This is a genomic window from Leisingera sp. M523 (assembly GCF_025141335.1).
Lineage (GTDB): Bacteria > Pseudomonadota > Alphaproteobacteria > Rhodobacterales > Rhodobacteraceae > Leisingera.
Genome location: NZ_CP081036.1, coordinates 2,412,048 through 2,436,531 on the forward strand (window position 1 = coordinate 2,412,048; position 24,484 = coordinate 2,436,531).

At 63.6% G+C, this 24,484-nt stretch carries 21 protein-coding genes; 2 read left to right on the plus strand and 19 right to left on the minus strand.

The window, feature by feature from the left end:
• Nucleotides 1-342 precede the first annotated feature (342 nt).
• The 10 genes from ftsA to K3557_RS11905 form a co-directional block, all read right to left on the minus strand.
• Entirely contained in the window at nt 343-1,677 is a 1,335-nt protein-coding gene (gene ftsA, locus K3557_RS11860; RefSeq protein WP_259985811.1) for a cell division protein FtsA, read from the minus strand.
• Between the two features lies 1 nt (nt 1,678).
• On the minus strand, nt 1,679-2,581 hold the full coding sequence (locus tag K3557_RS11865) for a cell division protein FtsQ/DivIB (RefSeq protein WP_259994069.1): 903 nt from the start codon (nt 2,579-2,581) through the stop codon (nt 1,679-1,681).
• The gene (locus K3557_RS11870) at nt 2,569-3,447 is read right to left on the minus strand and encodes a D-alanine--D-alanine ligase (protein ID WP_259994070.1); all 879 of its coding nucleotides are present in this window, start codon (nt 3,445-3,447) and stop codon (nt 2,569-2,571) included. Before K3557_RS11870 ends, K3557_RS11865 begins: the two co-directional genes overlap by 13 nt.
• A 381-nt stretch (nt 3,448-3,828) precedes the next feature.
• Nucleotides 3,829-4,782: a UDP-N-acetylmuramate dehydrogenase gene (gene murB, locus K3557_RS11875; protein WP_259994071.1), complete on the minus strand. Its 954-nt coding sequence runs from the start codon at nt 4,780-4,782 to the stop codon at nt 3,829-3,831.
• Nucleotides 4,707-5,036: a hypothetical protein gene (locus tag K3557_RS11880; RefSeq protein WP_259994072.1), complete on the minus strand. Its 330-nt coding sequence runs from the start codon at nt 5,034-5,036 to the stop codon at nt 4,707-4,709. The genes murB and K3557_RS11880 overlap by 76 nt, the downstream gene beginning before the upstream one ends.
• A gap of 120 nt (nt 5,037-5,156) precedes the next feature.
• Complete coding sequence (locus tag K3557_RS11885) at nt 5,157-5,405, minus strand: DUF2484 family protein (RefSeq protein ID WP_259994073.1); 249 nt, start codon at nt 5,403-5,405, stop codon at nt 5,157-5,159.
• A gap of 100 nt (nt 5,406-5,505) precedes the next feature.
• Nucleotides 5,506-6,903: a UDP-N-acetylmuramate--L-alanine ligase gene (murC, locus tag K3557_RS11890; protein ID WP_259994075.1), complete on the minus strand. Its 1,398-nt coding sequence runs from the start codon at nt 6,901-6,903 to the stop codon at nt 5,506-5,508.
• Between the two features lie 5 nt (nt 6,904-6,908).
• Nucleotides 6,909-8,000 (minus strand): UDP-N-acetylglucosamine--N-acetylmuramyl-(pentapeptide) pyrophosphoryl-undecaprenol N-acetylglucosamine transferase, encoded by a 1,092-nt coding sequence (locus tag K3557_RS11895; RefSeq protein ID WP_259994077.1) that lies wholly within the window; start codon nt 7,998-8,000, stop codon nt 6,909-6,911.
• Nucleotides 8,001-8,024: 24 nt separating this feature from the next.
• Nucleotides 8,025-9,191 (minus strand): putative lipid II flippase FtsW, encoded by a 1,167-nt coding sequence (ftsW, locus tag K3557_RS11900; protein WP_129371473.1) that lies wholly within the window; start codon nt 9,189-9,191, stop codon nt 8,025-8,027.
• Between the two features lie 602 nt (nt 9,192-9,793).
• Nucleotides 9,794-10,966, minus strand: coding sequence for an NAD(P)/FAD-dependent oxidoreductase (locus tag K3557_RS11905; RefSeq protein ID WP_259994078.1), 1,173 nt, complete (start codon nt 10,964-10,966; stop codon nt 9,794-9,796).
• Between the two features lie 1,027 nt (nt 10,967-11,993).
• Between K3557_RS11905 and K3557_RS11910 the strand changes: the two genes are divergently transcribed.
• Entirely contained in the window at nt 11,994-12,287 is a 294-nt protein-coding gene (locus tag K3557_RS11910; RefSeq protein WP_259994079.1) for a putative quinol monooxygenase, read from the plus strand.
• A gap of 5 nt (nt 12,288-12,292) precedes the next feature.
• A complete protein-coding gene (locus K3557_RS11915; protein WP_259985841.1) occupies nt 12,293-12,742 on the plus strand; it encodes a MarR family winged helix-turn-helix transcriptional regulator in 450 nt (149 codons plus the stop codon).
• Between the two features lie 207 nt (nt 12,743-12,949).
• On the opposite strand, the gene murD is transcribed toward K3557_RS11915, so the two are convergent.
• The 9 genes from murD to K3557_RS11960 form a co-directional block, all read right to left on the minus strand.
• Nucleotides 12,950-14,347 (minus strand): UDP-N-acetylmuramoyl-L-alanine--D-glutamate ligase, encoded by a 1,398-nt coding sequence (murD, locus tag K3557_RS11920; protein WP_259994080.1) that lies wholly within the window; start codon nt 14,345-14,347, stop codon nt 12,950-12,952.
• A 480-nt stretch (nt 14,348-14,827) separates the two neighbouring features.
• Nucleotides 14,828-15,910 (minus strand): phospho-N-acetylmuramoyl-pentapeptide-transferase, encoded by a 1,083-nt coding sequence (gene mraY, locus K3557_RS11925; RefSeq protein ID WP_259985870.1) that lies wholly within the window; start codon nt 15,908-15,910, stop codon nt 14,828-14,830.
• Between the two features lie 21 nt (nt 15,911-15,931).
• Nucleotides 15,932-17,332, minus strand: a complete 1,401-nt coding sequence (gene murF, locus K3557_RS11930; RefSeq protein WP_259994081.1) for a UDP-N-acetylmuramoyl-tripeptide--D-alanyl-D-alanine ligase — start codon at nt 17,330-17,332, stop codon at nt 15,932-15,934.
• Complete coding sequence (locus tag K3557_RS11935; RefSeq protein WP_259994088.1) at nt 17,329-18,816, minus strand: UDP-N-acetylmuramoyl-L-alanyl-D-glutamate--2,6-diaminopimelate ligase; 1,488 nt, start codon at nt 18,814-18,816, stop codon at nt 17,329-17,331. Before K3557_RS11935 ends, murF begins: the two co-directional genes overlap by 4 nt.
• A 19-nt stretch (nt 18,817-18,835) precedes the next feature.
• Nucleotides 18,836-20,620: a penicillin-binding protein 2 gene (locus K3557_RS11940; protein ID WP_259994089.1), complete on the minus strand. Its 1,785-nt coding sequence runs from the start codon at nt 20,618-20,620 to the stop codon at nt 18,836-18,838.
• Nucleotides 20,617-20,967, minus strand: coding sequence for a cell division protein FtsL (locus K3557_RS11945; RefSeq protein ID WP_259985891.1), 351 nt, complete (start codon nt 20,965-20,967; stop codon nt 20,617-20,619). The genes K3557_RS11940 and K3557_RS11945 overlap by 4 nt, the downstream gene beginning before the upstream one ends.
• Nucleotides 20,964-21,956, minus strand: a complete 993-nt coding sequence (gene rsmH, locus K3557_RS11950) for a 16S rRNA (cytosine(1402)-N(4))-methyltransferase RsmH (protein ID WP_259994090.1) — start codon at nt 21,954-21,956, stop codon at nt 20,964-20,966. Before rsmH ends, K3557_RS11945 begins: the two co-directional genes overlap by 4 nt.
• A 3-nt stretch (nt 21,957-21,959) precedes the next feature.
• A complete protein-coding gene (mraZ, locus tag K3557_RS11955; RefSeq protein ID WP_259994092.1) occupies nt 21,960-22,463 on the minus strand; it encodes a division/cell wall cluster transcriptional repressor MraZ in 504 nt (167 codons plus the stop codon).
• Between the two features lie 840 nt (nt 22,464-23,303).
• Nucleotides 23,304-24,368: an Mrp/NBP35 family ATP-binding protein gene (locus tag K3557_RS11960; protein WP_259994094.1), complete on the minus strand. Its 1,065-nt coding sequence runs from the start codon at nt 24,366-24,368 to the stop codon at nt 23,304-23,306.
• Nucleotides 24,369-24,484: the final 116 nt, after the last annotated feature.

A 24,484-nucleotide genomic window follows, 5' to 3' on the forward strand; every position in this document is an offset into this window, starting at 1 on the left:
AAAGGGCTTTTTCCTGTGCTATTCACCATAATCCTACCGCGCAGAGGGAGTTTCGTCATCCCAAAAAGCACAATGTGCCACAAAATACGGCCTCATTCTGAGGTCTAAACCGCGGTATTTCGCCGTCCCTAGCAGATATGGGGGATCCAGCACAAGCCACACACAACACAGCTGCAGCCTCCGCAAAATCACTTTTGCAGAAGACATCTTTCCTGATACGTGGCTGGCCACTGCCCGGCCTGCTGAATCGCCGCGTTTGCCGCGGACGTTAAGAACAACCTAACGGGTCCTGCCGGCGCTGTCACGCCCTGTTTGACCCGTCTGGCAGAATTGAAAAGCGGCTTACCAGTTGTCCCGGAACCAGCGCACAGCACGGCCCAAAGTGCCCGCCGGATGACGGCTGGCGGGCATCTCGAAGTCCCACCATTCGTCCTGCGGATGGGCCGCAAACAGGCACAGCCCCACGGCTGAGGCAAAGCCCGGCCCGGTCGCCGATTGCGGCAGGCCGTGAACGCGCAAGGGCCGCCCCAGACGCACCTGCTGGCCCAGGATGCGGCTGGCCAGCCCGTCCAGCCCCATGATCTGGCTGGAGCCGCCGGTCAGCACGATCTGCTGGCTGGGGAGATATTCGAAACCCGCCGCATCCAGCCGTGCCCGCACCTCTTCCAGGATTTCTTCGACGCGGGGCCGCATGATGCCGATCAGCTCGGCGCGGCTGACAGTGCGCCGGTCATGTTCCCAATCGCCGGTATCACCGCCGATGTCGATCATGTCGCGGTCGTCGGCACCGGTGGCATGCACCCCGCCGCAAAAGGTCTTGATCCGCTCCGCGTTGGTCAGCGGCACCCCCAGCCCCATCGAAATGTCGCTGGTGATGTGATCGCCGCCCAGACGCACCGCGTCGGCGTAGATCATGTGTTTCTTCATAAAGACCGAGATCGAGGTGGAGCCGCCGCCCATATCGATACACGCCGCTCCCAGTTCCTGCTCGTCCTCGACCAGTGCCGAAAACCCCGAGGCATAGGCCGAGGAGGCAATCCCCGCCAGTTCCAGATCGCAGCGCTGGATGCAGCGCACCAGGTTTTGCACCGCGATGGCATCCACCGTCAGCATATGCATGTCGACTGCCAGCGTCTGACCCATCTGACCGCGCGGATCCCCCAGGCCGGACCGGTTATCCAGCGCAAAGTTCACCGGCTGCGCATGTATTACCTCGCGGCCCGCGCCGTATTCCGGCACCTCGCAGGAGGCCAGCACCTGCGCCACCTCATGCTCCGAGACCACCTGCCCCTCAAGATCCAGCTTGGCATCCAGCCCGTATGAGCGCGGATTGGCGCCCGAGAAACAGGCGATCACGTGATCGACCCGCACCTCTGCCATCTTCTGTGCGGCCTGCACTGCGGTGCGGATGGCGCGTTCGGTCTCCTGCATGGCGTTGATTTCGCCGAACTGAACCCCGCGCGACCGCGTGGTTGCCGCCCCGATCACCCGGAACCCCGACTGCCCGGCCAAGGCGCCGATAGAGCCGTCCTCGCTCAGCCGTCCGCTGCCGTCGAACCGCAGCACCAGGCAAGCGATCTTGGAGCTGCCCACGTCTAAAATGGCCACCACGCCGCGCTGCATCGCCTGGCGTCGCATCTGCCGCATCGCCCGCTGAGATTGATAGAGATCTGTCATGCTACTGCCCGCCCCCATTCAGCTGCCGGATCCGCCACCAGTTTTCCACTGAGTTTTCGGTCATACGCACGGTCGGGCGCCCAGCCAGGCGCATATCCACCGCTGCCACATCGCGTTCCAGCAAATCCTGCACTTCACTTACCGCCAGCACCCGCTCCAGCGCCCGCACCGGCTGCTCGGCCGGCAGCATGATCCTCTGCTTGCGGTCCAGCACCACGTCCCAGCGCCGCTCGCCCACCCGGACCAGCCCGCGCAGCCGCGGCCCCAGCGGTTTGGCCGCTGCAAACAGCCGCAGCGCCTGTGCCGCATGTTGCCCGGCCCCCTTGCCCGCGATCAGCGGCAGGTCCGGGTGCAGGTTGCGGCGGCCCAACTCGGCCACGTGAATGCCATTCTCATCCAGCAGCGCCAGCCCCTCGCGGTTGCGCCAGATCAGCGCCGGCGTGCGTTCCTCGACGTCCACCTGCAGGATGCCGCCGGGGCGGATACGCACGCTTGCAGTCTTGACCGGGTCCAGCCCGGTGATCACATCGCGGATCTGCTCCAGATCCAGATCAAAGGAGCTGACGGGAAAATCTGCCGGCACCACCACGCGGATGTCCTGCGCCACGCTTGAGCCCGCCCCGTCCACCGCCATCACATTGACCATGAACTCGGGCCGCTCCTCGATTGCGGCGCGGGCATCGCTGACCAGCCCCTGCAGCGCCGCCCGGCGGCTCTCATCCGCCAGATAGGCGCTGCCGGCTGCAAAAATCAGGCAGAACGGCACCCCGACGCGCAGGCCGAACCGGATACCCGGCGTCAGCATCCAGCGCTGCAGCCGGTACTTCAGCCGCGACGGCGCCGGATCCGCCCGCCCCTCGCCACCGCCGCCGCTGCGGCGCAAGCGCCCCTTCAGCGGTTGCATGAGGCATCCTCCACCATCCAGGCGCAGAGTTCGCCGAAAGTCATGCCCAGATGTGCGGCCTGCTCCGGCACCAGCGAGGTCGGTGTCATACCGGGCTGGGTGTTGGTCTCCAACAGGATCAGCCCGCCGGCGCCGCGCGCCTCGTCCCAGCGGAAATCGGTGCGGCTCACGCCGCGGCAGCCCAGCACCTCATGCGCCTTCAGGGCATATTCCAGGCACAGGTCATGGATTTCCCGCGGCAAATCCGCGGGCAGCACATGGCGCGATCCGCCCGGTTTGTATTTGGCGTCGTAATCATACCAGCCGTCTGTCAGTATATCGGTCACGGTCAGCGCCTTGTCCCCAACCACGGTGGTGGTCAGCTCGCGGCCCGGCGCGTAGGTCTCAACCATCACTTCGGCAGGCATCTGCTCCGACAGCTGCGGCGGGCCGTTGGCGGCCTCATGCACGATATAGATGCCGACGCTAGAGCCTTCATTATTGGGTTTCACCACATAGGGCGGCGCCATCACATGGCCCGCCATCACGTCGGCCTTGGCAAACAGCCCGCTTTCGACAACCGGCAGCCCGGCGGCACGGTACACTTCCTTGGAGCGCTGCTTGTCCATTGCCAGCGCCGAGGCCAGCACCCCGGAATGGGTATAGGGCAGCCCCAGCCATTCCAGCACGCCCTGCACGCAGCCGTCCTCGCCCCAGCGCCCGTGCAACGCGTTGAACACCACATCCGGTTTGATATCCGCCAGACGCGCGTGCAGGTCCCGGCCCGCATCAATCTCAATAACCTCGAACCCCTCACCGCGCAAAGCAACCGTGCATTCACGGCCGCTGGACAGCGATACGTCGCGTTCGGCTGACGGGCCACCCATCAGCACCGCGACTTTCGGGAGTGTCCTGCTCGACTTACTCACCACGAAGCGCCTCAATACATGCAGGGCTTTGCGCCCCTGTTTCTTGGAGCCTGGAACAGGCCCGCATTATGTCCTTGCGCCGGTTAGATCCGGCTGATTTTTGCGGGGCAGCCTGCCCCGGATTCTGCTGGGCATCCGCCCCGGATTCTGCTGGGCATCCGCCCTGTGCATCGGCATAGAATTGCCGCCTCTTCGGCACCCTACCGCCCAAAATCTTACCGGGGCGTTAATGATGCTTTTACCACGTTTATCAATTGCCGCTGCCCGCGCCCCTCCGGAGCTTTAGGGTCACCTCTAGCTGCGGCAAGCGAAGCCTTTGTCAGCACTCAGGTTTTCCAGTTATTCGGACAGCTGTTCGGGAAGCGGATCACCAATCCGCATGATTTCCCACTCTAGCGTGATGCCGGAATCTTCGTAAACCTTTTTCCGCACATCTTCGCCCAGACCTTCCAGATCTGCGGCAGTTGCGCCACCCGTGTTGATAAGGAAGTTGGAGTGTTTCCCGCTCATCTGCGCACCGCCGCGCCTTGCGCCGCGCATGCCGGCGTTGTCGATCACCTTCCAGGCCTTCAGGTCATGCACGTCATCCGCACGGCCCGTGGATGAAAACCCCACCGGATTGCGGAAGGTAGAGCCGGCCGAACGGTCGCGGGTCGGCTGGCTCTCATCGCGCTTTTGCAGCTGTGCCTCCATCCGGGCATGCAAGTCCTCTGGATCGCCCTTGGGACCGCGCAAAGTGGCATGGACCAGCACCGCGCCCTCTGGGAAAGCGGTCTGGCGGTACTGGAAATCCAGCTCCTGCGCGGTAATCTCGCGGATCTCGCCCTCGCGGGTCACGATGGTGGCCGACACAAACACATCCGCAGTATAGCTGCCGTAACAGCCCGCGTTCATCCGCACCGCACCGCCGATCGAACCGGGGATAGTGCGCAGGAAGGTCAGGTCAACACCTGCATCCGCCGCACGTTTTGCAACATGGGCATCCAGCGCCGCCGCACCGGCGGTGACGGTATCCCCGTCAACCGAAACCCCGTTAAAGCCGCGGCCCAGCCGGATCACCACCGCGCGCATGCCGCCATCGCGCACAATCAGGTTCGACCCCACCCCCATCGGGAACACCGGCACCGCCGGGTCCAGCCGGCGCAGGAATTCTGCCAGATCGTCTATATCCGCAGGCTGGAACAGATGGTCCGCCGGGCCGCCAACCCGCAGCCAGGTCAGCTCCGCCAGCGGTTTCTGCTGGGAAAGGCGCCCGCGAACCGCCGGAAGGATGATTTCAGTTTGCTCCGCCATCGTTTTTGCCGCCCCAGCTTCCAGCCAATAAACGCGCACAGTCCGTATACAAGATGGCCATCGAAATAAAGGGTGAACGCGGCGCCGTGGTCATGATTTTCGTGAAACCGGTCCTGAGACAGCCAGATCAGCATAAGCCCCCAGAGCAACACCAAAGCTTGCGCCAGCCGGTACCACTTGAACCGGGCTAGATAATAGAAGCCAATCAGCCAAACGGCCCCAAAGGCCATCCAAATTGCAATTACAGCGATCACTACCAACCTCCACGTCCGGCAACACGCACACCGGAGCAACAGCAGGAAACAAAAACAATCTCCCGTAGGTAGCACTTGCTGTGAAAACAATCCGTAAACGCGCGGTGATTTCCTGCCCGGTCAGCGGCTCAGCCTGCGCTTTACCCACCGCCCCAGATAGATCACCGGCCAGCGCAGCACCGACATGCCTGCCAGCAGCACCGCCAGCCCCCACCAGGGGCCGTTTTCATAGGTGACATAGCCAAGCAACGGAATGCCCAGTGCAATCAGCACATAGGCGCGCCGCCAGTGATTGTCGCGGCTGGGAATCACCGCCAGCACATTGGCGGTCAGCGCCCAGACTGCCGCCAGCGTCAGGGACAGCGTCATGCCGCGCCGCCCTGGCGGGCATCTTCTTTTGGCCGGAAGTATCCCGGGGGACGCCGCCGCAGGCGGCGGGGGGCAGCGCCACCTGCTGCCCTTGCTGCTCTCATTGCTCCAGCCGTTCAGGCAGGCCGTTGGCCCAGGTGCTGATCGTACCCGCCCCCAGGCAGACAACCATGTCGCCGGGACGCGCCTGCTCGCGCACCAGACGCTCCAGGTCTTCTTCGCTGAGGATGGCGCGGGCGTGGCGGTGGCCGTGGCGGATCAGCCCGGCAACCAGATCATCGCGGCCGGCGCCCTCGATCGGGTCTTCGCCTGCTGCGAACACTTCGGCAATCGCCACCACATCCGCCTCGTTGAAACAAGCGCAGAAATCGTCGAACAGGTTCGACAGGCGCGAATAGCGGTGCGGCTGATGCACTGCGATCACCCGGCCTTCGCTGGCCTGGCGCGCCGCCTTCAGCACCGCGGCGATCTCCACCGGGTGATGGCCATAGTCGTCGATGATGGTGACACCGTTCACCTCGCCCACCTTGGTGAAACGCCGGTTCACGCCGCCAAAGGCCGCCAGCGCCTCACGGATTTCGGAACTGTTCATACCCAGATGCCGCGCGACCGCCACGGCGGACAGCGCGTTGGAGACATTGTGATCCCCCGGCATCGGCAGGGTGCAGCCCTCGATCACCCGGCCTTCGGCCTGCAGATGCACGTCAAAATGCGCCACACCGCCCTTGTAGGTCAGGTTCTCGGCCCGCACATCGGCCTGGGCGTTGAAACCATAGGTCACAACCCGGCGGTCGGAAATCCGCCCGATCAGCGCCTGCACCTCGGGATGGTCAGTGCAGCAAACCGCGATACCGTAGAACGGAATGTTTGAGACAAACTCCAGGAACCCATCGCGCAACGTGTCAAAGTCGCCCCAATGCTCCATATGCTCGGGGTCGATATTGGTCACCACGGCGATGGTCGCAGGCAGCCGGTTGAACGAGCCGTCGCTCTCATCCGCCTCGACCACCATCCATTCGCCCTGCCCCATCCGCGCGTTGGAGCCATAGGCGTGAATGATGCCGCCGTTGACGATGGTCGGGTCAAAGCCGCCGGCCACCATCAGCTCTGCCATCATGGTGGTGGTGGTGGTCTTGCCATGAGTGCCGGCAATGGCGATGTTGGATTTGAGCCGCATAAGCTCCGCCAGCATATCGGCGCGGCGCACCACCGGCAGGCCGCGAAGACGGGCCTCGTCCAGCTCCGGATTGCCCGGTTTGATGGCGGAAGAGATTACCACAACCGCGGCGTTCTCCAGGTTTTCCGCCTTCTGGCCCACAAAGATACGCGCGCCCAGCTCTTCCAGCCGGCCGGTGATTTTGGAAGTTTTCAGGTCCGACCCCTGCACCATATAGCCGAGGTTCAGCAGCACCTCGGCGATGCCCGACATGCCGATGCCGCCGATCCCCACAAAATGGATCGGGCCGACGTCTCCGGGCAGTTTGGTTGCAGGGTTCATGACAGTTATCCTTCTTCGGCCAGCTGCTCAACCAGTGCCGCCAATCGTTCGGTGGCATCGGGAACCCCGACGCTCAGTGCGGCTGCCGACATTTGCGTGGCAGCCCGCGGGTTACTCAGAATTGCGCCCATATGCTCTGCCAGCACCGGGATATCAAGAGCGCTTTCCGGGATCACCACCGTTGCATTGGCGTCAACCAGCCCACGGGCATTGGCGCTTTGGTGGTCGCCCGCCGCAGCGGCAAAGGGGATCAGGACGGAGGGCCGCCCGATAATCGAAATATCGGCCACCGACGAGGCGCCCGAGCGCGAGATCACCAGCTGCGCTTCCGACATCCGCGCAGGCACGTCGGCAAAGAAGGTCTGCACATCGGCGTTGATGCCGTGTTCGGCATAGAACGCATTGACCCGGTCCAGATCTTCTGCCCGCGCCTGATGCGACACCCGCAGATAGCGGCGGATTTGATCCGGCAGCGCAGCCACAGCCCCGGGCACCACGTCGGACAGGATCCGCGCGCCCTGGCTGCCGCCCATCACCAAGAGCGACATCGGATAGTCGCCCGGCGGGATATAGGCAGCCCCTGCCCGCTCCATTACCGCGCTGCGCACCGGGTTGCCAACGTGCTCATGCGCGACACCTTCGGGCAGCGCGGTTGGCCAGGTGCCGCAGGCCACCCCTGCGACCCGTTTGGCAAAGATCTGGTTGACCCGGCCCAGCACTCCGTTCTGCTCATGGATCATCCGCGGCAGCTTCAGCAGCGTTGCCGCCCCCAGCGCCGGGATCGACGGGTAGCCGCCAAAACCGATGACGGCATCGGGGCGTTCGCGGCGCATCTGCATTGCCATCGACAGCACGCCGCCGGCAATCTTCGGACCCGCCAGTGCCTTGGCCAGCAGCCCGCCGCGGGCAAAGGTGGCCGAGGACACTTGCGAAATCTCAACCGCGCTTGGAAACGACGCGGTATAGCGCGCGCCCCGCGCGTCGGTCGACAGTTTCACCCGCCAGCCGCGCGCCAGCATCATCTCGGCCAGCGCCTGTGCCGGAAACATATGGCCGCCGGTTCCGCCAGCGGCCATCAAAAGCAATTTCTGTGCCATCCCAGGGGGTCTCTTTCACATCTCTCAGCGGCCGCGGCCGTTCAGGTAATCCGCAATCCCGCCCTGCGGACGCGTGCGGGTAAAGGCCAAGAGCATACCCACCGCAATCCCGGTGGCAATCAGCGAGGATCCGCCATAGCTGACAAACGGCAAAGTCATGCCTTTCGCGGGCAAGAGCCGCACCGCAACACCCATGTTGATCATTGCCTGAACGCCGAACATACAAACCAGTCCGGTGCCTGCGAGACGGATGAAAATATCGCGCTCCCGCATCAGCCGGAACAGCGAACGCACCACGATCGAGGCGTAAAGCACAATCAGAACCGCCACCAGCACCAGCCCGTATTCCTCGGCCGCGACGGCAACGATGAAATCGGTATGGGCATCCGGCAGCGACCATTTCACCTGCCCTTCGCCGACGCCAACACCAAACAGCCCGCCCTCGCGGATTGCGTTGGTGGCATAGCCCAGCTGGGTGGTCGGATCGACATCGGGGTTCAGGAAGCCGTCGATGCGGCGGGCAAAGTGTTCGGAGCTGTTGTAGGCAAAGACGCCCCCCATCACCACCACGGCGGCCATGCAAACCAGCAGTAGCATCGGTGCCCCAGCCACAAAATACATCACCCCCCAGCCGAACAGGATCAGGCTGGCCTGGCCGAAATCCGGCTGCAAAACCAGCATCATAACGACCATCATGCACAGCGCGAAGGACATCAGCGTGCCGGGTGGCCCGTTGATCTGCTGGCTGGCGGCAATCATCCAGGCCGCAACAACAATAAAGCCGGGCTTCAGGAACTCCGACGGCTGCAGGGAGGCAAATCCCAGCGAATACCAGCGCACCGCACCCTTGCCGAAATCGGTGCCGAAAATCGGCAAAAACGCCAAGGCGACAAAGGCCAGGGCAAAGCCCAGCACCGCCAGCCGCCGCACCAGCGTCGGCGACATCACGGATGTCACCAGCATCGCCGTCAGCGCCGTCAGGCCAAAAACCGCCTGCCGCTGCACATAGTGGAAATTGCCGAACCCGTTGCGCTCCGCCAGCGGCACCGAGGCCGCCAACCCCAAGAGCAGCCCGATCACGAACAGCATCAGGATGCAGGACATTGTCCATTTATCCAGCGTCCGCCACCATTTCGGAAGAATCGGCTCACCTGCCTGCACGGGAACCGCGCCATAGACCATCTCAGTCATGGGAATACCGCCACTATATGCCTCGTTCCGCCCCATTTTTCGGGGTCTCACAGAAACTGTAACGAAACGTGAGCCGCGGCGCCAGAAAAAGAACACAGTTCGGCGGAAAACCACCGCACCGCCGACCGCCCATCTTGACAGGCAGGAAGCTGCCAGCCGATGCCGGCGCTCCGCGGGAACCCGCCGTCTGAACAATACAGTTGCTAGGCAGAAAGCCTTTCAAGAGCCGGAAAATCACGGCATTGCTCGCGAACATAGACCCAGGCACACATTGTCTTGGTCTGCTATTAAACGGGGGGCTGGCATCTTCACCGGTGTACCGTCAGCCAAGAGGGCTGCGCTCCGGCCAACGGTCCTGTCAGCTCGTGCCCGCAGTCGGCGGCTGGAATACACTACCCCGCAGCCTTGGCTGCCTGCAGGAAAAGCCGCGGCGCTTCCTCATTGATCCGATAGTGCGCGCCCCAGCGCTGCGCATGAGTTCGTGCCCGGCGCAGCAAAAGCTGACTTATCTTAGACCGGCTGCGGGTGTCCGATCCGGTGAACTGGCAGTCTGAGCCCATGCACGAAACCGCTTTGCGGCCGCATGATCGCGGTTTCAGCATTCAGCCATCACGCCGCTCAGCAATTGCTGTTCCCGCTGCCCAGCCCGAAGACCACGCCCATTGAAAATTATAGCCGCCAAGCCAGCCGGTGACATCGACAGCCTCGCCGATGACATAAAGACCGGGTAAGTTCTTCGCTTCCATTGTGCGCGAGGACAGCGCCTCCGTGGAAATTCCTCCTGCCGTCACCTCTGCCTTCGCATAGCCCTCGGTGCCAGTGGGGTGGAATGTCAGCTGCGACAAGTAGCCGGCGGCGCGCTCAAGGTCTGCATCGGAACTGTTGCCCAATTCCTTTCCCAATCCGATACGCGCTGACAACACCTCGGCCAGGCGGTTCGGAAGATGCTCGCTCAATGCCGATCTCAGCCTTGAGCGGGGCGCCCGCCGCCGGGCCTCGCGCAGCACCTCCAGGGCATTGTCGACCAGCGTCAGGACAACGGGTTCGCCGGGGGTCCAATAGGAGGACACCTGCAAGATAGCAGGCCCCGACAGCCCCCGGTGAGTAAACAGCCCCGCTTCGGTGAAACTGGCCGTTCCGACCCGCGCTGTGATCGGGCTGGAAACGCCGGAAATGTCCCGGAACGCCTGTGAGTCCGGACCCAGCGTCAACGGCACAAGCGCGGGTCTCGGCGGCACTACCGTCAGGCCGAAGCGTTGCGCGATCTGGTAGGCGATGCCAGTAGCCCCCATCTTCGGAATCGAGGGGCCGCCGGTGGCGATGACCAGTTTCGCTGCTGTCGCTCCGGCAACGCGGAAGAGCCCGTCGCCATGGCCGATCTCGCCGATCTGCGTCGAAAGACGGATATCAACGCCGCCACGGGCACACTCGTCAAGGAGCATCGCTACAATCTGCCGTGCGGAGCCGTCGCAGAAGAGCTGCCCCAAGGTTTTCTCGTGCCAGGCGATGCCGTAGCGTTCGACCAGCGCGAGGAAATCCCACTGGGTATACCGTGCGAGAGCGGACTTGGAGAAATGCGGATTCCCGGACAGAAAGCATTCCGGCCCGGTCCACATATTGGTGAAGTTGCACCGGCCTCCACCCGAAATCAGTATCTTCTTCCCTGCCTTGTCTGCATGATCCAGCAGGAGCACACGCGCACCTGCCTGCCCGGCAATCGCGGCTGCCATCAGGCCGGCAGCACCGGCACCAAGCACAATTACGTCATATTTCATGCACGTCCTCTACGTCTCCCAGACAGAGGAGAAAAGGGACAATCGCACCATGCGCCTCGCTCCAGACACAACGGAGAAGCAGGAATTCAGCTTCCTCGACCGTGTCAGCTCTCAGGCATTCGAAAACGGACAGGTTAATCGTCCTTCCACGCCCGCCCGTTCTTGCGGATTGGAATGGCCGGGATGGCGTCACGCTCAAGGATGGCCGCGTGACAACGCGTGTAGCCTTGGCCAGTTCTGACTTGCCCGGAATCCGTGCCAGCTGCGCGGCCAGCCAGACCTCCAGTACATCGAGCAAAGGCTTTGACGTAAGCGGCGCCTGGAGAGCACCGGACTTTCAACTTGGCGGCCGGAAGTTCCAGGGGAGGATTTCGCCGGCCGGCTGACAGGGTGACCTGCAGCCCGCCCACTGCCGGTGGATGCAGGCCGGCTTCTCTCGAGGCGGGACTTTGAGGAGATCCGGCGGCGCTGGCTTTGCAACCATTCTCAGAATCCGGCGGCCAGCGGCGCGGTGCGGGCCTGCCGGGCCATCATGGCCTTTACAGAGCAAGCCTTGGGCGCCATTGATTCGAGCCCAATGGCAAGCCACCGGTTTCGCCGCCGCCAGAATCCGAACCCCTCGCGAGGGCATCAGCATGGCGACGCCCCAAGCGCATGCACGACCCTGCGATCCGCGCTGCGGGCGTGCCGGGTGCCAGCTCGATCCTGACTGCGCCCGAGAGGATCCGGATCACCTCACCTGATACAACAAGGTCCGGTTCCGGCAGCACCTCTGGCACATCGCAGACCATCAGCGGGGCGAAAAAGGTTCGTCACCCTTTGCCGCTGGCAATACCAGCCTCCCACGCTTCGCCAACCGGCGCCAGGCCGACGGCTGGTTTGGGAAGAACTCCATACCGCGCCGCCACAGCATTCACGTCGTGCCCGGCTCAAGCGTATCCGCCATCGCCGCCCGCGGCTGAAGCCACCTTGACACTGCGCGGCGCCGCTCATATGGTTACCATGATAACATAAATGGAGAAACACCATGACCGCCCCCTTCCAACTGATCGCCAGGATCACTCCGAAACCGGAACACATGCAGGATGTGCGCCAAAGCCTGCTGGATATTCTGGAACCGACCCGCGCCGAACCCGGCTGCCTGAAGTTCCTGCTGGCCGAAGGCCGCGATCGCGATTGCTTCTATCTCGACGAAGAATGGGCCAGCGACGACGCCCTGGCGGCACATTATGCAGCGGACTACATCACGCCGGTCTTCGCCAAATACGAGGCCTGGCTTGCAGCACCGGTGGAAATCCACAAGATGACCCCGCTGGCCTGAGCCTCATGTTCTTCCTAAAGGATATGCCGTCGCAGCAGATGGTCGGCACCTACGCCAAGGCATACGGCGCCGACCCGGACCATATCACCAGCGCGCTTATGATGATGCGCCGCGCCAGCCTGCTGATCCGCAGCCTCGACGCCTATTTTGCCCTCCACGGGCTGTCCCAATTGCGGTTCCTAGTGCTGATCGTGATCGACCGCGAACCGGACCGCACCTCGCTGACCCCGAATGAGATCGCCCAGCGGATCGACGTGTCAAAACCGGTGATGACCCGCACCCTGCAATCGTTGCAGAAAGACGGGCTGATAACCCTTTCGAACAACCCATCCGACGGGCGCTCCAAAGAAGCCGCGCTGACACCCGACGGCCATCAGCGGCTGCAAGACACTCTTCCCGGCTATTTCAAACTCTTGTCAGAGGAGATCACCAAGCCGTCCACCGCCAACAGCTGACCCTCACGGATTTTCCGCTTCGGAGCCGCCTTCGCTTGAGCTTGAACGGCCGGGGGTGCCGGGCGGGGTCAAGAGAAATCGCGGAGGCTCCGCCGCAGGCGGATACCGCTATTTCTCTTGGGCGCGTGCGGCAGTTCTGGCAGGCAAAGATCAGGTGAAGGCGGGTTTGAGGCGGGTTTTCCGCTTGGGTGAGACCTGAAGCCCCTTTTACCCCAGCCGCGCTTTCACTTCGGCGATGAAATCCTCACCGCGCTGTTCGAAATTGTCATACTGATCGAAACTCGCAGCGGCCGGCGCCAGCAGCACGGTGTCACCGTCCTGCGAGTCCTGAATGGCCCGCTCCACTGCCGCCGCCATGGTGGTGCAAACTTCGGCCTGCACATCCAGCTGCAGCGCAAATCCCGCCGCCTCGCGTCCGATCACATAGGCTTTCACCACATTGCCAGCCCGCCCTTTCAAGGCCTCCAGCCCGCCATCCTTCTCCAATCCGCCGCAGATCCAGCGGATGTTACTGAACGCACTTAAGGCTTTCACTGCGCTGTCCACGTTGGTTGCCTTGCTGTCATTCACATACCGCACGCCGCCGGCCTCAGCGATAGTCTGGCTGCGGTGCGGCAGGCCGGGGAATGTCGCCATCGCATCGCCGATCAGCCGCGGCGCCAGCCCCAAGGTACGCGCCGCCGCATAGGCCGCGCAGGCGTTCTGGTGGTTGTGTGCCCCCGGCAGCCCGGTCATGGCGCGCAGATCAATCGAGGCCGCCTGCCGCCCCTTGCGGTATTCCGACAGGAACCCCTTGCGGGCAAAGACCTGCCAGCCAGGCCCGGTCAGCTTGCGCGCGGCGGACACCCGGATCACCCGGTCATCGCCTGCCCCTTCCGACAGCTGACCCGCCAGAAACAGCCCCTCATCCTCGTCAATGCCAATCACCGCACGGTCCGGCCCGCCCTCGGCAAACAGCCGCCGCTTGGCGGCGAAGTAACCGCCCATACCGCCATGCCGGTCCAGATGATCCGGGCTGAGGTTGGTGAACACCGCCACATCCGGTGTCAATGCGCGCGCCAGCTCGGTCTGATAGCTCGACAGCTCCAGCACCACCACACCGCCATTTCCGGGCGCGTCGATATCCAGCACGCCGCGGCCTATATTGCCCGCCAGCTGGCTCTCGCGCCCCGCCTCCTGCAGGATGTGATGCAGCAGCGCCACCGTGGTTGATTTGCCGTTTGACCCCGTTACCGCCACCACCCGCGGCGGCTGATCATGCATTTGCCATTCGGCATCCGCAAACGAGCGGAAGAACAGACCAATGTCATTGTCCACCGGTACCCCCGCCTCCATCGCCGCCCGGATCACCGGATTGGGCTTGGGATAAAGATGCGGGATACCGGGCGAGGTCACCAGCGCCGCAACCCCGTCAAAGGCACCGGCCTTTTGCAGGTCGCAGCAGGTCAGGCCTTCCGCCTCCGCCGTCTCCCGCGCAGCAGGGTTGTCGTCCCAGCAGACCGCCTCCGCCCCGCCTGCCCGCAGGGCACGCGCCGTCGCCAGCCCCGAACGGCCCAGCCCCAGCACCGCCACCTTGGCGCCCTCATATCCTTTGACCGGGATCATCGCCTGCCCTCATCTTGATGAATTTGCTTCTGCGGCACATTGCACAGGTGCAAGCCGGGCTTCAAGCGCTGCCCCGGCACAGGCCGCGGGCATGGGCCGCAGGCCCGTGCCACGCCCAACAATTGGCAGGCAGGCAAAGCCTGCCGAAATTGGCGGGAGCATCCCCCCGTTGCGCATCCACCGTACGCTGCCCACCTCGCTTGTTCACCGCGCCGCGCTATTCTCCAGCCGTTGCAACAACCAGACCAGGAGACCGGCCCCCTCAGACCACCTCTTCATCGGGTGCAAGGCGGGTCCGTATAGGCCGCCAGACGGACGTGGCCCCTGACAAGGGCCATCCGATGCTCCGCCCCCCCTTGGCGGCGCCGCCTTCTTCATAAGAAAAAACCGCGCCAAGCCTGAAGCCCCGCGCGGTTCACATAATAGAGGAAAGCCTCACCACCCGCCGGGTAACCCGGCGCGGCAGCCAAAACCTATGCCTTACCGGACTTTCAGCGTCGCCAGCCCGATCATCGCCAGGATCAGCGAAATGATCCAGAAACGGATCACGATCTGCGGCTCGGCCCAGCCCTTCTTTTCATAGTGGTGGTGGATCGGCGCCATCAGGAACACCCGGCGCCCGGTGCGCTTGAAGTACAGAACCTGAATGATCACCGACATCGCCTCAACCACAAACAGCCCGCCGACGATGGCCAGCACCAGCTCGTGCTTGGTGGCAACCGCAATGGCCCCCAGCGCGCCGCCCAGGGCCAGCGAGCCGGTATCGCCCATGAACACCGCCGCCGGCGGCGCGTTGTACCACAGAAACCCCAGGCCTGCGCCAAACAGCGCCGCGCTGAAAATCAGGATCTCACCGGTGCCGGGCACGTAATGCACGTCCAGATATTCGGTAAAGTCGACCCGCCCCACCGCATAGGCAATGACACCCAGGGTGCCCGCAGCAATCATCACCGGCATGATCGCAAGGCCATCCAGCCCGTCGGTCAGGTTCACCGCATTGGCAGCGCCGACAATAACGCAGATCGAAAACGGTACATAGAACAGGCCAAGATTGATCAGCGTGTCCTTGAACACCGGCAGCGCCAGCTGGTTCTGCAGCGCTTCCGGGTGGAATCGCGCGGCCAGAACCGAACACAGCGCCGCAATCGCAATCCCCAAGGCCAGCCGCAGCTTGCCCGAAACACCTGCTGTGGTCTGTTTGGAGACCTTGGCATAATCATCAGCAAAGCCGATCAGCGCAAAGGCCAGCGTCACCAGCAGCACCATCCAGACAAAGGGATTATCCAGCCGCGCCCACAACAGCGTCGAGGACAGCAGCGCGCCGACAATCAGCAGCCCGCCCATTGTGGGTGTGCCCGCCTTGGAAAAATGCCCCTCCGGCCCGTCATCGCGGATCGGCTGGCCCTTGCCCTGCTTGCGGCGCAGCACATTGATCAGCGGCTTGCCGAACAGAAAGCCAAAGATCAGCGCAGTCATAAAGGCGCCGCCTGCGCGGAAGGTGATATAGCGGAAGAGGTTGAAAACATCCCCCCCGTCCGACAAAGCGGTCAGCCAATAGAGCATCTGGGCCCTTCCCTCGTTCTTTTATGCGTTTTCTTGTGTGGGGGTGGATTGGCCCATTTCGCGGATGCCGTCAACGATCTTGGCCAGCCCCATGCTGTTGGAGCCTTTTGCCAGCACGATGTCGCCGCCTTTGATGGCGGTTTTCAGATCTGGCACCGCCTCGGAACTGGTACCGTACCAGCCGCCGCGCTTTGCTTCCGGCAGCGCCGCATAAAGCGACTTCATCAACGGCCCGACGCAATGGATTTTCTCAATACCCGCAACGGCCTGCAGCGCGGCAAGGCCGGCATGCAGATCCTTTTCCTGCACCCCCAGCTCTCCCATATCGCCAAGATAGGCAATCCGCCGTCCCGCGCCGGGTGTCGCCGCCAGCACTGCCAGCGCTGCCGCCATTGAGGTCGGATTGGCGTTATAGCTGTCGTCCAGCAGGGTAACCTCACCGCTGTCCAGCCGGATGGTTTCCCGCACGCCGCGGCCCTTGACCGGCGACCACAGGGCGAGGCTTTCAACAGCTTTCGCCACATCCGCACCCAGCGCATCGACACAGGCCAGCGCCCCCAGAGCGTTCATCGCAAAATGCGCGCCAAGGGATTGGATGTGCATCTCAACCTCGCCGCCCCCTGCCGTGGCGCGGGCAGCAAGCCCGTCGCCTTTGTTGTCAGCTGACAACAATTGGTAATCCCCGGCGCTTTCGCCGAACCAGCGGGCAATGATGCCCAGATCTTCCGCCACATCCCGCAGCACATGGGCCTCGGCAATATCCGCGTTCAATACCGCAACACCGCCTGGCTCCAGCCCCTGCATGATCGCGGCCTTCTCACCGGCAATGCCCTCGACGTCCTCAAACGCCTCCAGATGCACCGCGGCAACTGTCGTCACCATCGCCACATGCGGGCGGGCTTGTTTGGCCAACGGGGCAATCTCACCCGGATGGTTCATGCCGATTTCGATAACGGCAAACTCAGTTTCGCGCGGCATTCGCGCCAGCGTCAGCGGCACGCCCCAATGGTTGTTATAGCTGGCCACTGCCGCATGGGTGCGGCCCTGATCGGACAGCATCCGCGCCAGCATTTCTTTGGTCGAGGTTTTACCGACCGAGCCTGTCACCGCAACGACCTTGGCCCCGGTGCGGACACGGGACGCCCGGCCAAGGGCCTCAAGCCCCGCCTGCACGTCGTCCACGATCAGCAGCGGTGCATCGGCGGGAACCCCTTCGGGAATGCGGGAGACCAGCGCAGCGCCCGCCCCCTTCGCCAAAGCCTGGGCCACGAAATCATGACCGTCGCGCGCGGCCTTCAAGGCCACGAACATATCACCCGACTCAATGGTGCGGGTGTCGATCGACAGGCCGGTGACAGCCCAATCCCCCTGCGCCTGCCCGCCGGTGGCTGCAGCGGCCTCGGTTGCGGTCCAAAGCGTCATGCCAGCCTCCCGTCCAGTGCGGCTGCAGCAATGCTGGCCTGCTCCACATCGTCAAACGGCAGAACCTGATCGCCCACGGTCTGGCCGGTCTCATGCCCCTTGCCGCAGACAATCAGCGCATCGCCCGCCTGCAGCATGTCGGCGCCGCGCAGGATCGCCTCGGCGCGGTCGCCGACCTCGATGCAATCGGGCGCGCCGCCCTTGACCGCGGCACGGATCACCGCCGGATCCTCGCTGCGCGGGTTGTCATCCGTCACAATCACCACATCGGCGTTCTGATGCGCTGCCTGCCCCATCAAAGGCCGCTTGCTGGTGTCGCGGTCGCCGCCTGCGCCAACAATGGCAATCAGCCGCCCCAGCACATGCGGGCGCAGGGCCTTGATGGCGCTGGCAACGGCGGCAGGCGTATGGGCGTAGTCAACAAACACGGCTGAGCCATTGTCACGCGACGCCGCCAGCTGCATCCGGCCGCGTACCGTGGTCAGATGCGGCAGGGTTTCAAACACCCGCTCCGGATCCTCGCCGCCAGCAATCACCAGCCCGCAGGCCAACAGAACGTTTTCTGCCTGGAAACCGCCGATCAGGTTCAACCGCACCTGATACGGCTTGTCATGCCAGGAGAACCGCACATCCTGGCCGGTGCCGTCATAGCGCAGCCCCATCAGGTTCAGATCGCCAAGCCCGCGTCCCACGCTGATCACCTCCTGCCCGCGGGCAGCGGCCACCGCGCGCATCTCAGCCCCGCGGGGGTCGTTCAGGTTGATGACGGCGACTCCTTCGTCCGGCAGCACCCGGCGGAACAGGCCCGCCTTGGCGTTGAAATAGGCTTCAAATGTCTCGTGATAATCCAGATGATCCTGGGTGAAATTGGTGAACCCCGCCGCCGCCAGCTGCACCCCGTCCAGACGGCGCTGGTCCAGCCCATGCGAGGACGCCTCCATCGCCGCATGGGTCACCCCTGCGGCGGCAGCCTCAGCCAGCGCGCGGTGCAGGGTGATGGGTTCCGGCGTGGTATGGGCCAGCGGATAGCTCCAGGCGCCCTCAATTCCGGTGGTGCCCATATTGACCGCCTCATGGCCCAGCTCAGACCAGATCTGGCGCACAAAACTTGCAACGGAGGTCTTGCCATTGGTGCCGGTCACCGCAACCACGGTCTGCGGCTGGCCGCCGGACCACAACGCGGCGGCATAGGCCAGCGTCTGGCGCGGATCCTCAACCACCACAAGGGCGGCGTGGCTTTCGTCCAGCAGTTTGGCGGCGATGCCCGCGCCCGCTGCATCGGTCAGAATGGCGGTGGCGCCCTTATCCAGCGCGGCGGGGATGAATTTGGCGCCATGCACCTGGCTGCCCGGAAGGGCTGCAAACAGGAACCCCTCGCGCACGTCGCGGCTGTCTACCGCCAGGCCGCGGATCTGCGGGTCGGCGCCGCCGCGGGCTGTCAGCCCCAATTGGCTTAGCGGCTGGTCTGGTCTGCTGCTGCTCATGGCGGCCCTCTGCCCTGGTTCAGTTCGAGGTGAGGGTTATACCAGTCACCTCTGCGGGTTCAACTTGCGGACGCAAGCCCAACAGCGGCGCGACCCGCCCGATCATCTCAGCCGCCACCGGGGTGGCGGTCCAGCCTGCGGTGCGGCGCTCCTCGCCGTGGGCAATGATAGAGGGTTCGTCCAGCGTCACGATTAGCACGTATTTCGGGTCATGTGCCGGGAAAATAGAGGCAAAAGTGGCAATTACCTTGTCATCATAATAGCCGCCCTGCGGCTTGGGCTTATCAGCCGTGCCGGTCTTGCCGCCCACCTGATAGCCCTCGACTTCGGCAAAGGACGCGGTGCCTTCGCTGACCACCTTGCGCAACATCTTGCGCGCGGCGGCGGCGGTGCTTTCGCTCAGCACCCGTTCACCCAGCTGCGGTGCCGCCTGTTTCAGAATCGTCGGCGCCACATAACGCCCGCCATTGGCAATCGCCGCATAACCCGCCGCCAGATGCATCGGCGTGGTGGAAATGCCGTGGCCGTAGGAAATCGTCATCGCCGACAGTTCGGACCAGTTGGCGGGCAGCAGCGGCTTGCCGCCCTTGGCTTCGGAAATCTCAAACGGGGTCGGCTCCAGCATGCCCAGCGTATCAAGGAAGCTTTTCTGCCGCTCCACTCCGATTTGCTGCGCCAGCCGCGCGGTGCCGATGTTGGAGGATTTGACGATGATCTTGGTCACCGACATCTCATTGCCGTAGTTGCGGAAATCACGAATCGCAAAGCGGCCCCAGCGCAACGGGCCGCGGGTGTCGATCACGGTGTCAGCACCCACCAGCCCCAGCTCCATCGCTTGCGCTGCGGTGAAGATCTTGAAGGTGGAGCCAAGCTCGTACACCCCCTGCACCGCGCGGTTGAACAGCGGGCTTACCGAGGGATCAAAACCGGAGGCCGGCGGGCGCGGCCGGTCATTGGGATCAAAATCCGGGAAGGACACAACCGAGATCACCTCGCCCGTGTGCGCATCCATCAGGATCGAAGTTGCGCCCTTGGCGTTCATCAGCTTCATGCCGCCATACAGCACCTGCTCGGCTGCCGCCTGCACGGTGAGGTCCAGCGACAATTGCAGCGGCTTGCCCGCATTGGCCGGGTTGCGCAGGTAGGTGTCGAACTGGCGTTCAACACCCGCAACACCGATCACCTCGGCGGCATTCACGCCCTCTTTGCCGAATCCGGCACCGCCCAGCACATGGGCAGCCAGGCTGCCATTGGGGTAGAGACGCATCTCGCGCGGGCCGAACATCAGGCCGGGATCGCCGATGTCATGCACTGCCTGAAGCTGCTCGGGGCTGATTTTCTTCTTTACCCACAGGAACTTGCGCTTGCCCGTAAAATCCCGGATCAAACGGTCGAGTTCAAGGTCCGGGAAAATCTGCACCAACTGCTCTGCCGCGCCAATAGGATCAATCATCTGCGGCGGCTGGGCATAAAGCGAATGGGTCTCGAAATTGGTCGCCAGCAGGCTGCCGTTGCGGTCAACAATGTCGGCCCGCTGCGCGGCGATGACGCTGCCGGCAACACTGGCGACGGGCTCGGACGGCTCCGACACCGCCGTCATGCCCATGCGCGCCGTGATGGCGCCAAAGGCACAGACAAAAAACAGCCCCAGCACCAACAGCCGCCCCTCGGCGCGCTGACGGGACTGCACCTGCATTTCCTGATGCCGCAGGCTGATGTTTTCCTCTTCGATCACATCCGGGTTTTCGCCGGTTGCGCGGGCATGAAGAACCCGCGCCAGCGGGCGGAGCGGAGTGCGGATCATGGCTGGCTCCTCCGGTTCAGGCCCGACACCTCAACTCCTTCGGTGATCACCAGCTCTTCGGGTTCGGGATATGACACCTCATCCACCCGGCCGAACTGATCCGGGCGCAGCGGCAACAGGCCCAGGCTGTCGAAATTGATATCCGCCAGCTCGCGCAGCCGCTGCGGGCGGTTGAGGTAAGCCCATTCAGCGCGCAACACGCTAAGCCGCACCTGCGCCGCGCCGATCTGGCCCTGCAGAGCGCGGGTATCCTTCAGCACCTGCTGGGTGGCGTAGTTTTCGCGGTAGGCCCAGAAGGCCAGGCCAAAGACGGCCAGGCAGGTTGCGGCATACAGCAGGGTCTTCATTTGCGCGCCTCTTTCAGCTGCGGCATTCCAAGGTCTTTGGCCGAGATCGGTCCGGGGTCTGCAGCCGTGCGGCGTCCGACCCGCAGGCGGGCAGAACGGGAACGCGGGTTTTCCGCCAGTTCCTGATCGTCGGGGCCGACCGCCTTGCGGGTGACCAGTTCGAACTGGTTGGGCGTGTCTTCCTGCTCCGGCGCATAGCGGTTAGCGCGGCCGGTCTTGCCTGCGCGGTGCTGAAAGAAGCGTTTGACCATCCGGTCCTCGACCGAGTGGAAGGTCACGACTGCCAGCAAGCCGCCGGGTTTCAGCGCGCGCTCGGCCGCCAGCATCCCCTCGAACAGCTCGTCATATTCGGCGTTCACCGCGATGCGCAGGCCCTGAAAGCTGCGGGTCGCCGGGTGCGACTGGTTGGGCTTGGGGCGCGGCAGGCAGGATTCAATGATCTTTGCGAGGCGCAGGGTGCTGGTGATCGGTTCAATCGTGCGATCGCGGACAATCGCCTTGGCGATGCGGCGGCTGGCGCGCTCTTCGCCATAGTGGAACAGGATGTCAGCGATCTGCGCCTCATCCAGCTCGGCGATCAGATCGGCAGCTGAAGGCCCCGACTGCGACATCCGCATGTCCAGCGGCCCATCCCGCATAAAGGAGAAGCCGCGTTCGGCCAGGTCCAGCTGCATCGAGGAGACACCAAGGTCCAGCACCACACCATCAAGGTCTTGCGCGTATTCATCCATGCGGGAGAACACACCCTGCTGCAGGATCAGGCGGTCACCGTAGTCCGCGGCCCAAGGTTTAGCCATTTCAAACGCCAGCGGGTCGCGGTCGACGCCGGTGACTTCGTCCGCGCCGGCCTCAAGCAGCCCGCGGGTATAGCCGCCCGCACCGAATGTGCCATCCAGCCAGCGGCCCGTGACCGGGGCCACGGCCTGCAGCAGCGGGCGCAGAAGGACGGGAATGTGGGGACCATTGGCAGCGTTTTGGTCCTGGGTCATAAGTCAAACGCCTCCGGCGCCATCTAGGAATTCCAGGGGATCGAAATCCTCGGGCAGGTCTTCCATCAGTTTCTCGGCTTCCGCCATTTCGACCTCTTCATAGGTCCCGGGGTTCCAGATCTGGAAGGTATCGCCGGACGCAATAAAGAAAGCCTCGCCATCCAGGCCGATCTTCTGGCGCAGCTTGGCAGGCAGCACAAGGCGGCCGGTCTCATCCACGTTGGTCGGCAAGGATTGGCCGTTGAACATGCGTTCCAGGATCTTGCGCGGTTTGGAGCCGCGCGGCAGGGCGGCGATCTTGGCGTCCACCTCGTCGATGGCTTCCATTGTATAGCATTCCAGGAACGGGCGGCGGTGATCGCCGTAAACGATGACCAGTTCGGGGCTGTCGCCGGATTTCCAGTTGGGGTCGGCGGCCTCCAGCACACGGCGGAAAGAGGCCGGAATTGACACCCGCCCCTTGCTGTCCACCTTGTGGTGGCTTTCGCCTCTGAACCTGCGGCCCAACTTACCGTTCCTTTTCCGCGCGTCCCTCGCGTAAATCCGATCCCCAGAATGAAAAGGGGCGGGTTGATCTGCTGCCACTGATCAACCCGCCGCCTTGGCCCGCTATGCGGGATGTCCGACTGCGCACGCCACCTGGGGGGATGTCTGCTCGCTCGCGCGCCGGATCTCTTGGTTCGATGAAAGCGAAGGCCTGTATGAAACCTGCTCTTTTAGTTTGGCTTGGGGTCGTTTGGCGCCCCGTCCCTCGTCTCATTCGATGTAATAGGGATACTATGGGAAATGATGGTCCCGCAACTGTTTTCTGCGGGAAATCATCGGGCGGCTGCCAATAGCAACAGAGATTCGCAAGAGATTCGTGGTGATATTGAGGCAAAATCGCGAACTTGTTGTGCATCACTCAATCGCAAACACCAAATATAGGGGCGAGTTGCACCTGCAATTTTTTTCCCATAGTTTCCCGCGATTCGACATGAAGACTCGCTTCAGCTGCGGATATTCCCCTTACGTTCGCATCTCTCCGCAAAGGAAGCGGCGGAATACTCCGGCATCAACGCCTCAAAACCGCGTGATTCGCATATTCAAGAGAGGCGCGGGGCAATTCGGGCCATGATTTCCCATGGCGCCCATGAATTCCCGCAAGTCCCGTGAATTCCCAAGCGCCCCATGCAATCCCGCCGGCCCCATACTGTCCCATGCAGGGCCTGCTGTCCCGCAGGTTCCCGTACCGGGCGGGAAACCCCATCCGCACCCAAAACAAAGCGAGCAAACAGCAAAAGGCCCGCCAATCAGGCGGGCCATCCGGGACAGTATATATAGAGAGTGCGGGGAACCCGCCGGGAGTCAGGCCATGCCGCCGCCGATCAGACCCTCGGCAATCCGCGCATAGGCCTGCGCCATTGGCCCCTCGCCCGCCGCGATGGGCGTGCCGCTGTCGCCGGCCAGCCGGGTTTCCAGGTCAATCGGCAGCGCGCCCAGCAGCGGCAGGCCAAGCGCCTCAGCCTCAGCCGCGACACCGCCATGACCAAAGATGTGATGCTCACCGCCGCAATCCGGGCAGGTGAAGAAGGACATGTTCTCGATCAGACCCAGCACCGGGGTTTTCAGCGTCTTGAACATATCGATTGCCTTGCGTGCATCCAGCAGTGCCACATCCTGCGGAGTGGAAACCACGATGGCTCCGGTCAGCTCTGTCTTGGTGCAAAGCGTCAGCTGCACGTCGCCGGTGCCGGGCGGCAGATCGACGATCAGCACGTCCAGCTCACCCCAGTTCACCTGCCCCAGCATCTGCTGCAGCGCGCCCATCAGCATCGGGCCGCGCCAGACCACAGCCTTGCCCTCCTCCAGCATAAAGCCGATCGACATCAGGGTGACGCCATGGGCGTGCAGCGGCTCGATGGTCTTGCCGTCAGGGCTGGCAGGGCGGCCCTTGGCGCCCATCATCCGGGGCTGGGAGGGGCCGTAGATATCCGCATCCAGCAGCCCGACCTTGCGGCCCTGCCTGGCCAGCGCCACGGCAAGGTTTGACGACACGGTGGATTTCCCCACCCCGCCCTTGCCGGACCCAACCGCCAGAATGCGTTTTACGCCTGCGGGTTTCAGCGGCCCGGCCTGCGGTTTCGGATGGCCGCCGACCTTGAGGCTGGGCGCGGGCTGCTGCGCGGCATGGGCGGTGAGCGCGGCAGAGACAGTTTCAACCCCGTCCAGCGACAGCACCGCGGCCTCGGCAGCCTTGCGCAAAGGTTCCATCAGTTTGGCGATCTCGGGGCTGGGCGCCTCGATCACAAAGCTCACCTTGCTGCCGTCGATACGCAGGGCGCGCAGCATATCGCGCGATACCAACGTGCCGCCGTCCGGCAAGGCCAGCCGCTCCAGTATTTCGCGAATCTGATCCTGAGTGACCGCCATGACTGCTCTCCTGCGTGTTGTCCGGCCCTATATATGTGTCCGCCATACGCCTTGGAACCCGTGTTGCGTGATTGCCGCGGCCCCGGCTGCGGAGCCAAGGGCTGCACCCGTCAACA